At 64.7% G+C, this 9,688-nt stretch carries 10 protein-coding genes and 1 pseudogene; 8 read left to right on the plus strand and 3 right to left on the minus strand.

Annotated elements, in window-relative coordinates; genetic code table 11:
* The 3 genes from Q4E95_RS08770 to paaI form a co-directional block, all read right to left on the minus strand.
* Positions 1-628 (minus strand): TetR/AcrR family transcriptional regulator (locus Q4E95_RS08770; RefSeq protein ID WP_303382942.1); only part of this gene is annotated, 628 nt, incomplete at its 3' end.
* Between the two features lie 112 nt (positions 629-740).
* The gene (locus tag Q4E95_RS08775; protein ID WP_303382943.1) at positions 741-2,078 is read right to left on the minus strand and encodes a phenylacetate--CoA ligase family protein; all 1,338 of its coding nucleotides are present in this window, start codon (positions 2,076-2,078) and stop codon (positions 741-743) included.
* Between the two features lie 5 nt (positions 2,079-2,083).
* On the minus strand, positions 2,084-2,494 hold the full coding sequence (gene paaI / locus Q4E95_RS08780) for a hydroxyphenylacetyl-CoA thioesterase PaaI (protein WP_303382944.1): 411 nt from the start codon (positions 2,492-2,494) through the stop codon (positions 2,084-2,086).
* Positions 2,495-2,696: 202 nt separating this feature from the next.
* Here paaI and paaA point away from each other — a divergent pair, with 202 nt between their 5' ends.
* From paaA to Q4E95_RS08820, 8 genes and pseudogenes are all read left to right on the plus strand, one after another.
* Complete coding sequence (paaA, locus tag Q4E95_RS08785) at positions 2,697-3,731, plus strand: 1,2-phenylacetyl-CoA epoxidase subunit PaaA (RefSeq protein WP_303382945.1); 1,035 nt, start codon at positions 2,697-2,699, stop codon at positions 3,729-3,731.
* 2 nt (positions 3,732-3,733) lie between these two features.
* Entirely contained in the window at positions 3,734-4,030 is a 297-nt protein-coding gene (gene paaB, locus Q4E95_RS08790) for a 1,2-phenylacetyl-CoA epoxidase subunit PaaB (RefSeq protein ID WP_016995969.1), read from the plus strand.
* Positions 4,027-4,863: a 1,2-phenylacetyl-CoA epoxidase subunit PaaC gene (gene paaC / locus Q4E95_RS08795; protein ID WP_303382946.1), complete on the plus strand. Its 837-nt coding sequence runs from the start codon at positions 4,027-4,029 to the stop codon at positions 4,861-4,863. The genes paaB and paaC overlap by 4 nt, the downstream gene beginning before the upstream one ends.
* A gap of 5 nt (positions 4,864-4,868) precedes the next feature.
* Positions 4,869-5,447 (plus strand): 1,2-phenylacetyl-CoA epoxidase subunit PaaD, encoded by a 579-nt coding sequence (paaD, locus tag Q4E95_RS08800; protein WP_303382947.1) that lies wholly within the window; start codon positions 4,869-4,871, stop codon positions 5,445-5,447.
* A 1-nt stretch (position 5,448) separates the two neighbouring features.
* Positions 5,449-6,642, plus strand: a complete 1,194-nt coding sequence (gene paaE, locus Q4E95_RS08805; RefSeq protein WP_303382948.1) for a 1,2-phenylacetyl-CoA epoxidase subunit PaaE — start codon at positions 5,449-5,451, stop codon at positions 6,640-6,642.
* A gap of 122 nt (positions 6,643-6,764) precedes the next feature.
* Positions 6,765-7,538, plus strand: a complete 774-nt coding sequence (locus Q4E95_RS08810) for an enoyl-CoA hydratase/isomerase family protein (RefSeq protein ID WP_303382949.1) — start codon at positions 6,765-6,767, stop codon at positions 7,536-7,538.
* Positions 7,539-7,594: 56 nt separating this feature from the next.
* Positions 7,595-8,464: a formate/nitrite transporter family protein gene (locus Q4E95_RS08815; protein ID WP_303382950.1), complete on the plus strand. Its 870-nt coding sequence runs from the start codon at positions 7,595-7,597 to the stop codon at positions 8,462-8,464.
* A 118-nt stretch (positions 8,465-8,582) separates the two neighbouring features.
* Positions 8,583-9,688 (plus strand): annotated as a pseudogene (locus Q4E95_RS08820) (M13 family metallopeptidase N-terminal domain-containing protein); the annotation flags it as partial.

Raw genomic sequence — 9,688 nt, forward strand, 5'->3', positions numbered from 1 at the left:
ACATGGCCCGAAGGCCGGCGAAGACCATCTTGACCGCAGTGTCCGAGAGCTGGTTGACGGTTCCGGAGCGCTCGGGCTGGTACCAGTCCACGATCGAGTTCACCATGCCCAGCATCAAACGGGGCGCGGATTTATTGGAGATGTCGGTGCGCAGATCGCCCTCATCCTGGGCCACACGCACCAGGTTCTCCACCATCCGCGTCAATTGCCGACGCCGCTCGAGCGCCTTCAGCTCGACCGGCGAGTTCCCTCGCAGGCGCAACAACAGCGTCACGTACGGCATTTGCTCCACGAGCACCCGCACGGAGCCCTGGATAATCAACTCAAGCTTGTTCACGGCGCGGGAGTCGGTGGCTTGAACGCTGTCGAACACCGCCTCCAGGGAGTCGAGCGCGCGATTGAGCGCCTGCTCCAGGATTTCTTCCTTGGACGCCACGTGGTGGTAGATCGCGGACTTGGAAATACCCAGGTGAGTGGACAGCGTGCCCATGGACGTGGCGTCGTAACCGTGGCGGTTGAACACCTCCACGCACACGGCCAGCAAAGTCTCCCGGTCATAGCCTGGACGGCCACGACGTGGTGCCGAGGCGGCGTCGTCGTGTGTAAGTGAGCGTGGCTGTGCTGGCATGAACCCGGACTCTACTTTCAGTTACTGAACAATCACAACAGGCTACCGCGAGCCGAACGCGCCGAGCACCGGAGGAAATCCCCCGGTGCTCGGCGTCATGGCTGATCAGCCCCTACTTCTCGCGGTGATCGTAAATGCGGCGCAACTTGCCGGAGGAACGCTCCAGCGAGCCGGGCTCCACCACGTTGATCGAAGCCGAAGAACCGATCTTGGTCTTGATCTCGTGGACGAGCTTCTTGCCGCCCTCCTGAGCCTCCTCGAGCGTGGCCCCCTCACGGCGCTCGATGTGGATGGTCATCTGGTCCATGCGCTTGGGCCGGGTGATCTCCAACGTGAAGTGCGGGGAGAGGGTCGGGACCTGCAGCGCGAGTTCCTCGATCTGGGACGGGAACAGGTTCACCCCGCGCAGGATGATCATGTCGTCCGAACGGCCCGTGATGCGGCCCATGCGGCGGTGACCCGGGCGCACCGAACCCGGCAGCAAACGTGTCAGGTCGTGGGTGCGGTAACGAATGATCGGCAACGCCTGCTTGGTCAGTGACGTGAAGATCAGCTCACCGGGCTCACCCGTGTCCAGCACGCGATCGTCGAACGGGTCGATGATTTCCGGGCGGAAGTGGTCCTCCCAGATGTGGGAACCGTCCTTGGTCTCCACGGACTCGCCGGCCACGCCGGGGCCCATAACCTCGGACAGGCCGTAAATGTCGCACGCGGTGATGTTGAAGGTCTTCTCGATCTCGTGGCGCATTTCCTCGGTCCACGGCTCGGCACCGAGCACGGCGTGCTTGAGGGAGGTCTCGCGCGGATCGATCCCGTGCTTACGGAAGCCATCGGCAATGGTCAGCAGGTAGGTGGGGGTGGACAGGATGATTTCCGGCTGGAAATCCTGAATCAGCTGCACCTGCTTGTCGGTCTGACCGCCGGACATCGGGATCACGGCGCACCCGAGGCGCTCGGCACCGTAGTGGGCACCCAGGCCACCGGTGAACAGGCCGTAGCCGTACACGTTGTGCACCTTGTCGCCGGGCTTCACGCCGGACATGCGGAAACAACGGGCCACCAGGGTTCCCCAGGTCTCCAGATCATCCTCGGTGTAGGCCACCACGGTGGGCTGACCGGTGGTTCCGGAGGACGCGTGGATGCGGCGGATCTCGGACATGGGCGTGGCGAAGGACTTGAACGGGTAGGACTTTCGCAAGAACTCCTTGTCCGTGTACGGGAACTTGGCCAGGTCTTCCAGTTCCTTGAACTCATCGGGGTGCACGCCGTGCTCGTCGAAGAGTTCCTTGTACGCGGGAACGTTCTCGTAGGCGTAGTGCAGGGTCCAGTTGAGACGCTCGGTCTGCAGCGCCTCGATCTGGTCCCGGCTCATGGTCTCTTCGGGATCCGGCTGCGAGGGATCCGCAGACTTGGTGGGCTTGTACGGATTGGGAACGGAGCAGGTGGTCATGACCTTCAAGCTTTCTGACGGTTGGGCACGGTGCGGCTGCGGCCGCGGAACTGGGCGACCACGGAGCCGTCTTCGGCTGTGACGCACAGGTCGTAGAGGCCGCTGCGACCGGTGGTGGCGATCTCACGACCCTCGGCGGTCAGGGTCTGACCGACTCGAGCTGAACTGATGAAGTTGATGTCCACACCCTGCGCCACCGTAATGGTGCTGCCATCCCCGGTGGGATCGTTGCAGGCCATGGCGAAGCACGAATCAGCCAGGCTGAAGATCATGCCTCCGTGGACGATGCCAAAACCATTGAGCATCTCCTCCCGCACGGTCATGCTGATCACGGCGTGGCCCGGGTCCGCACGGTGAACCGTGATCCCCAGCCACTGCGAGGTCTTGTCTCCTCGCAGAATCGGATGGTCCGGCATGTTGTCTCCCTCACATTATATGACCGAATGGTCAGTAGGGAATCGCAGAATGCAATGTTCTGTCAAGTGCATCACAAATTTTCGCATTGTGTGTTGACGCCCACACCGTACGGTTATATCCTGAACGAGCGGTCAGTTATTATCGAAGCGGAGTCCGCGGCAGCTTGCTCCGCCCCAACTCATCCGTGAACTGAGGGACACCATGACTGAACAAACCACTTCCACCGAGAACTCCGTGGACCAGCAGCACTTTGCCACGCTCATTGCGGACGATTCCCGCATCGAGCCCCGCGACTGGATGCCCGAGGCCTACCGCAAGACCCTGACCCGTCAGGTTTCTCAGCACGCGCACTCGGAAATCATCGGCATGCAGCCGGAGGCCAACTGGATCACCCGCGCACCCAGCCTCAAGCGCAAGGCCATCCTGATGGCCAAGGTCCAGGACGAGGCCGGCCACGGTCTGTACCTGTACTCCGCCGCCGAGACCCTGGGCACTCCCCGCGAGGTCCTCAACCAGCAGTTGCTGTCCGGCAAGGCCAAGTACTCCTCGATCTTCAACTACCCGGCACGCACCTGGGCAGACATGGGCGCGATCGGCTGGCTGGTGGACGGCGCAGCCATCTGCAACCAGGTTCCCCTGTGCCGCGCATCCTACGGGCCCTACGGCCGCGCCATGGTCCGCATCTGCAAGGAAGAGTCCTTCCACCAGCGCCAGGGCTGGGAGATCCTGTACGAACTCTCCCACGGCTCCGAGGAACAAAAGCAGATGGCCCAGGACGCGGTGAACCGCACCTACGGCCCCGCCCTGCAGATGTTCGGCCCGCCGGATGCCGACTCCCCCAACTCCCAGCAGTCCATGGAGTGGAACATCAAGCGTTTCTCCAACGACGAGCTGCGCCAGCGTTTCGTGGACATGATCGTTCCGCAGGCCGAGGCCCTGGGCCTGACCCTGCCGGACGCCGATCTGAAGTGGAACGAGGAGCGCGGTCACTACGACTACGGCCAGCTGGACTGGGACGAGTTCATGTCCGTGATCAAGGGTTCCGGCCCGTGCAACGTGCAGCGCATGCAGCGCCGTCGTAAGGCCCACAGTGACGGCGCCTGGGTGCGCGAGGCCGCCGAGGCCTACGCCAAGCGTCAGATGCAGGCCGCTGCCCAGGCAGCAGAGTCCGCCACCGACAGCCCAGAAGTCAGCATTGTTGCGGGCCGCGCGTCCGCCGAACTCATCGGAGCCTGAACATGAGCGAAAACACCACCGGTAACTGGCCCCTGTGGGAGGTCTTCGTGCGGTCCTCGCGCGGCCTGTCCCACGTGCACGCCGGTTCCTTGCATGCCCCGGATGCCACCATGGCCGTGCGCAACGCACGCGACCTGTACACCCGCCGCAATGAGGGCACCAGCGTGTGGGTCGTTCCGGCGGACGCCATTACGTCCTCCGATCCGGATTCCAAGGGCGGCTACTTCGAGTCCGCTCAGGGCAAGAGCTACCGCCACGCCACCTACTACACCAAGAGTGAGGGAGTGAAGCACCTGTGAGCGCCTTCGCATCTCACGATTCCGCGACCAAGCAGTCCGCCGGTAACGCCATCACCGCCGAGGACATCGCGGGCTCCGGTGGCCAGGCGTCCGAGCCGGTCGCCCAGTACGCGCTGCGTCTCGGTGACGATTCCCTGATGCTGGCTCAGCGTCTGGGCTGGTGGATCTCCCGCGCTCCCGAGCTCGAGGAAGACATTGCCCTGGGCAACATTGCCCTGGACATGGTGGGCCACGCCCGCTTCCTGTTGACCTATGCGGGCTCCGCGTGGGGCAAGTCCGAGGACGACCTCGCGTACTTCCGTGACGAGGAAGATTTCCGTTCGGTGCGCCTGGTCGAGCAGGAGAACGGTGATTTCGGGCAGACCATTGCCCGTCAACTGTTGTTCTCCTTCTACCAGTACGAGCTCTACTCCGCGCTGCAGTCCTCCCAGGACCAGACCCTGGCCGCGATCGCGGACAAGGCCGTCAAGGAGGTCGAGTACCACCAGGACCACGCTGCGCAGTGGATTCTGCGCCTGGGCCTGGGCACCGAGGAGTCCAAGCGTCGCAGCCAGGAGGGTCTCTACTACATGTGGCCGTACTTGGACGAGCTGTTCGCGGACGAGCCGCTGCATGACGAGCTCGAGGGCATTGCGGTGCGCCCGTCCACGCTGCGCGAGAACACCATGAAGCGCATCGAGGCCCTGCTGGCCGAGGCCGAGCTCGAGGTCCCCAAAGTCACGCAGGCTCGCCTGCCCGACTCTCCGCGCAACGGTGAGTACTCGGAGTACCGCGGTTACATCCTGGCCGAAATGCAGTCGCTCGCGCGTAAGCATCCCGGGGCCAAGTGGTGATGTAGATGATCTCTCGCGTTTCTTCCGATTCCGTACTTCGTCACGACGCCGCTCCCCGCGAGTTGCCGCTGGGCCCGTCCCAGCGCCCCTCCGACGCGGAGGACGCCAAGCTGTGGGATATTGCGGCGACCGTGTGCGATCCCGAGATCCCCGTGCTCACGCTGGAGGATCTGGGTGTGCTGCGTGATGCGTACGCGGGCCAGGACGAGACCGTTGTGGTGATCACCCCCACCTACTCCGGCTGCCCCGCCATGGACACCATGGCCGCCGATCTGGAGACCGTGGTCCAGGCCGCCGGTTACCGCAACGTGCGCGTTGTGCAGGTGCTGCGCCCGGCGTGGACCACGGACTGGATGAGCCAGGACGGCCAGGCCAAGCTCACCGAATACGGCATTGCCCCGCCCACCGGTCGCACGAGCGCCGGGCACAATTCGGGACCGGTCCGCTTGGCCCTGTCCGTCAAATGTCCTCGCTGCAGTTCGCTGAGCACGCGGGAGCTGACCCGTTTCGGGTCCACTTCGTGCAAGTCCCTCTGGGTCTGCAACGACTGCAAGGAACCCTTCGACTACTTCAAGGTGCACTGACATGAGCGAAACCATCGAGGCCACCGGCACCGAAACCGGCGAGGCCCAGCCCGTCGCCAAGCGCCGTGGCAAGTTCAACACCCTCGAGGTCTCCGAGGTGCGTAAGCTCACCTCCGATTCCGTGGAGGTCACGTTCGCGGTGCCCGAGGACCTCGTGGCCGACTACAACTACCTTCCGGGTCAGTACGTGGCCGTGCGCGCCCAGATCAACGGCCACGAGGTGCGCCGTTCCTACTCGATCTGCGCGGACCCCAAGCCGGGTGAGATCCGCGTGGCCATCAAGAAGGACATGGGCGGCGTGTTCTCCACGTGGGCCAACGAGCAGCTCAAGGCCGGCGACGTCCTGGACGTGATGAACCCGCAGGGTGCCTTCACGTCCAGGGTGAACATCACCTCCATGAACAACCCGGAGGAGGTGGCGCGCCAGGAGGTGGCCAAGAACAAGAACGTTCACCTGGTGGCCTTTGCCGCCGGTTCCGGCATCACCCCCATCATGTCGATTGCCCGCGCGATCCTGCGCGCCTCGGACACGGCGTCCATGGACCTGGTTTACGCCAACCGTTCCTCGATGGACGTGATGTTCGCCGAGGAGCTGGGTGACCTCAAGGACAAGTACCCCTCCCGCGTGGCCATTCACCACGTGCTTTCGCGTGAGCAGCGGATTTCCCCGCTGATGTCCGGTCGTATCGACCAGGACAAGCTGGAGGAGCTGTTGGATCACGTGATCCAGGTGAACTCCGCGGACGAGTGGTTCCTGTGCGGCCCGTTCGAGCTGGTCCAGATGTGCCGCGACACCCTCAGTGAACGCGGTGTGGACGAGTCCAAGGTGCGCTTCGAGCTGTTCACCACGGGCAAGCCTGCCGCGCCGCAGGGCCAGCAGGGCCGCGTGGTCAAGGCCGACCCCAAGGGCGACAACTACAAGATCACCTTCAACCTGGACGGCGCCAGCGGCGAGGTGGACTCCCCGATGTCCGCCCGCGAGACCGTCCTCAATGCCGCGCTGCGCGTTCGCCCGGACGTTCCCTTCGCGTGCGCCGGTGGTGTGTGTGGCACGTGCCGCGCCAGGGTGACCGGCGGCGAGTTCGAGATGGAGGAGAACTTCGCGCTCGAGAAGGACGAGGTGGACGCCGGTTACGTGCTGACCTGCCAGACCCGCCCCACCTCCAAGGAACTGAGCGTCGACTTCGACGCCTGAGTTCATTCGCTTGACGACGACGCCGCGCCGGGACCAGTGCAACCCGCGCGGCGTCGTCGTCGTATGTGCCCGCTCGCCACGGTCGAGATCGGGTCTAGGAACCGAACCGCAAGGAGAACCCCATGATTGACCTGACCATCGAGGACAACGTTGCCCACGTGGTGCTCAACGCCCCCAAGAAGCTGAACTCGCTGGACGAGGCCGCGCTGGACGAGCTGGCGCAGGCGTACACGGAAGCCGAGCGGGCCGGGGTGCGTGCGCTGGTGCTGCGCGGTGAGGGCCGTGCGTTCTGCGCGGGACGCGACATCTCCCGGGTGGACCCGGCCACCGATGACACGGACGCGTACCTGAGCGGCAAGGTCCAGCCGCTGCTGCGGCAGATGTCCACCTTCCCGGCACCCACGTTCGCCGCCGTGCAGGGTGCATGCCTGGGTGTGGGGCTGGGGCTGGCCATTGCCACGGACGTGGTCTACGTGGCCGAGGACGCGACCATCGGATCGCCGTTCGCCAACCTGGGAGCCACGCTCGATTCGGGCGGGCACGCGCTGTTCACCGAACGCCTCGGCGCCCACCGCACCCTGGATCTGATTTACACGGCCGAAATGATGAAGGGCGCGGAAGCGGTCGCGGCGGGCCTGTTCTCACGCGCCGTCCCCGCCGAGGACCTGCTGGACTTCACCATGCAGCGCGTGTCCAAGGCGGCCGCGGGCGCAACCCAGGCGTACGTGGCGTCCAAGAAGCTCGTGGCGCAGGTGCGCGATGCCAAGGTGGGCCTGTGGGATTCCATGGCCGCGGAGAACAAGGCGCAGGCCGCACTGTGCTCCACCGAGGATTACGCGGAAGGATTCGCCGCGTTCCAGGAGAAGCGCAAGCCGGAGTTCACCGGCAAGGGCTGAGGCGGCGTCCGCCCCTGGTGGTTCGTGGGAGGGATATGGTCACTTACGCTTTGTTCATGTCCGACCAGTCGAGCAGTGAAACCAAACGCCGGGCCTCCGGGCGCACCGATCAGCCTCTTGAGGACGAGTTGGTGCAGGAATTCCAGAACACGGTGCAAGAGGGCACCGACCGATTGCACCGCACGTGGCGGGCGTTGATCGTCACGGGTTTGTTCGGCGGCATAGACGTGGGCCTGGGCATTCTGGCCATGATGGCCGTCATGGAGGCCACCGGCTCCAAGCTCCTGGCGGGCATTGCGTTCGGCATCGGGTTGCTGGCCCTGAGACTTGCCCACTCGGAGTTGTTCACCGAAGATTTCCTGCTGCCCATCAATGCCGTGGTGGCGGGTCACGGCTCATGGTTGTTGCTGGTGCGGCTGTGGGTCGTGACTCTGCTGACCAATCTGGCCGGTGGCTGGGCATTCATGTGGGTCGTGGTGGCCGCGTTCCCGGACATGACGGATTCCCTGCTCAAGCTCTCCACGGGCTACGTGGAAAACGGCCTGACGTTCGAGACCGCGTGTCTGGCCTTGCTGGCCGGTTCCACCATCACGCTCATGACGCGCATGCAGCAGGGCTCGGGTGACGACGTCATGACGGCGATCATCTCGCTCATCGGCGGCCTGCTGGTGGTGGGTATGGGCATGCTTCACGGGGCGTTGAACTCCATTGTCATGTTCGGTGCCATGCACGCCGGCTGGGACTACTCCTACACGGACTGGTTCGTGTGGTTCGCGTGGGTGATCCCGTTGAACATGGTGGGCGGGCTGGTGATCATCACCCTGCCCCGATTGATCCGCACGTGGGAGCTGCTCATGGCCGAGCGCCGTGGGGAACGCATCTCCGAGGCCACCGTTGCGGATGAGGAAGAGGAGCAGGACAACTAACGAGCGGCGCCATGTGAGGCGGTGAGCGGCGGCTATTCACGGGCCGACCCTTTCTGCCCTCCGGGAACAGGTCGGGGGCCCTGTAGTGCGCGTCACCGCGGTTCAGTAGCGTGGCTCCATGACCTCTTCCGTGTTTGATCTGCAAGCATTCGACCGCTCCGTGCGCCCCCAGGACGACTTGTTCCGCTTTGTGAACGGGACCTGGCTGGCCAACACCACCATCCCCGATGACAAGGCCACCACGGGCGCCTTCATTGAGCTGCGCGATCAGGCCGAGGAGGCCGTGCGGACCATCATCACGCAGGCCAAGCCGGACACGGAGGACGACGCCGCGGGGCAAAGTTCCGAGCAGAAGATCGCCTTGCTCTACGCCTCCTTCATGGACACCGAACGCATCGAAGCACTTGGAACGCAGCCGCTGCGCGAGGACCTGGACGCGGTCGAGGCCGTGGATACCGCGGAGTCCCTCTCGCGCTGGTTCGGGACATCCTTGCGCCGTGGCATCGGCGGGGCCCTGGACATCGATCTCGACTCCGATCCCGGCGATCCGCAACGCAACCTGGTGTTCGTGGGGCAGTCCGGACTGGGCCTGCCGGACGAGGAGTACTACCGCGAGGACCAGTACCGGGAGATCCGCGAGAAGTACGTGGCTCACGTGGAGAAGATGCTCTCGCTCGCGGGCTTCGAGGACGCCGCCGAGCAGGCTCAGGCCGTGCTGGACCTCGAGACGCGCATCGCCTCCCACCACTGGGACAAGGTCACCGTGCGTGACCTGACCAAGATGTACAACCCCATGACCTTCACGGAGCTGGCCGGGCAGGTCTCACGCCTGGACTGGTACTCCGTGCTGCTGGGTGTGGGACTCACCGAGGATCAGTTGGCCACCGTGGTCAATGCCCAGCCCAGCTTCTTCACGGGTCTGGACGGGCTGATCACGGACGAGCTGCTGCCCGCCTGGAAGTCCTGGGCCCGGTGGCACGTGGTCTCCGCGCGGGCGTCGTACCTGCCGGAAGCGTTCGTGAACGAGAACTTCGCGTTCTACGGGACCGTGCTTTCCGGGACCCCGCAGCTCAAGGACCGTTGGAAGCGCGGCGTGGCCCTGGTCAACGGCGCGCTGGGCGAGGCCGTGGGCGAGCTGTACGTGCAGGAGCACTTCCCGCCCGTGGCCAAGGCGCGCATGGACGAGCTGGTGGCCAACCTGCTGGGCGCGTACCGCGATTCCAT

The sequence above is a fragment of the Kocuria sp. genome (genome assembly GCF_030536815.1).
Classification (GTDB): Bacteria; Actinomycetota; Actinomycetes; order Actinomycetales; family Micrococcaceae; genus Kocuria; species Kocuria gwangalliensis.

Bases quoted from the DNA above. Each gene is read 5' to 3' on its own strand.
- Q4E95_RS08775 (WP_303382943.1), bottom strand. From the start codon at position 2,078: ATGACCACCTGCTCCGTTCCCAATCCGTACAAGCCCACCAAGTCTGCG.
- Q4E95_RS08815 (WP_303382950.1), top strand. From the start codon at position 7,595: ATGTCCGACCAGTCGAGCAGTGAAACCAAACGCCGGGCCTCCGGGCGC.
- paaI (WP_303382944.1), bottom strand. From the start codon at position 2,494: ATGCCGGACCATCCGATTCTGCGAGGAGACAAGACCTCGCAGTGGCTG.
- paaD (WP_303382947.1), top strand. From the start codon at position 4,869: ATGATCTCTCGCGTTTCTTCCGATTCCGTACTTCGTCACGACGCCGCT.
- paaA (WP_303382945.1), top strand. From the start codon at position 2,697: ATGACTGAACAAACCACTTCCACCGAGAACTCCGTGGACCAGCAGCAC.
- paaE (WP_303382948.1), top strand. From the start codon at position 5,449: ATGAGCGAAACCATCGAGGCCACCGGCACCGAAACCGGCGAGGCCCAG.
- paaB (WP_016995969.1), top strand. From the start codon at position 3,734: ATGAGCGAAAACACCACCGGTAACTGGCCCCTGTGGGAGGTCTTCGTG.
- Q4E95_RS08810 (WP_303382949.1), top strand. From the start codon at position 6,765: ATGATTGACCTGACCATCGAGGACAACGTTGCCCACGTGGTGCTCAAC.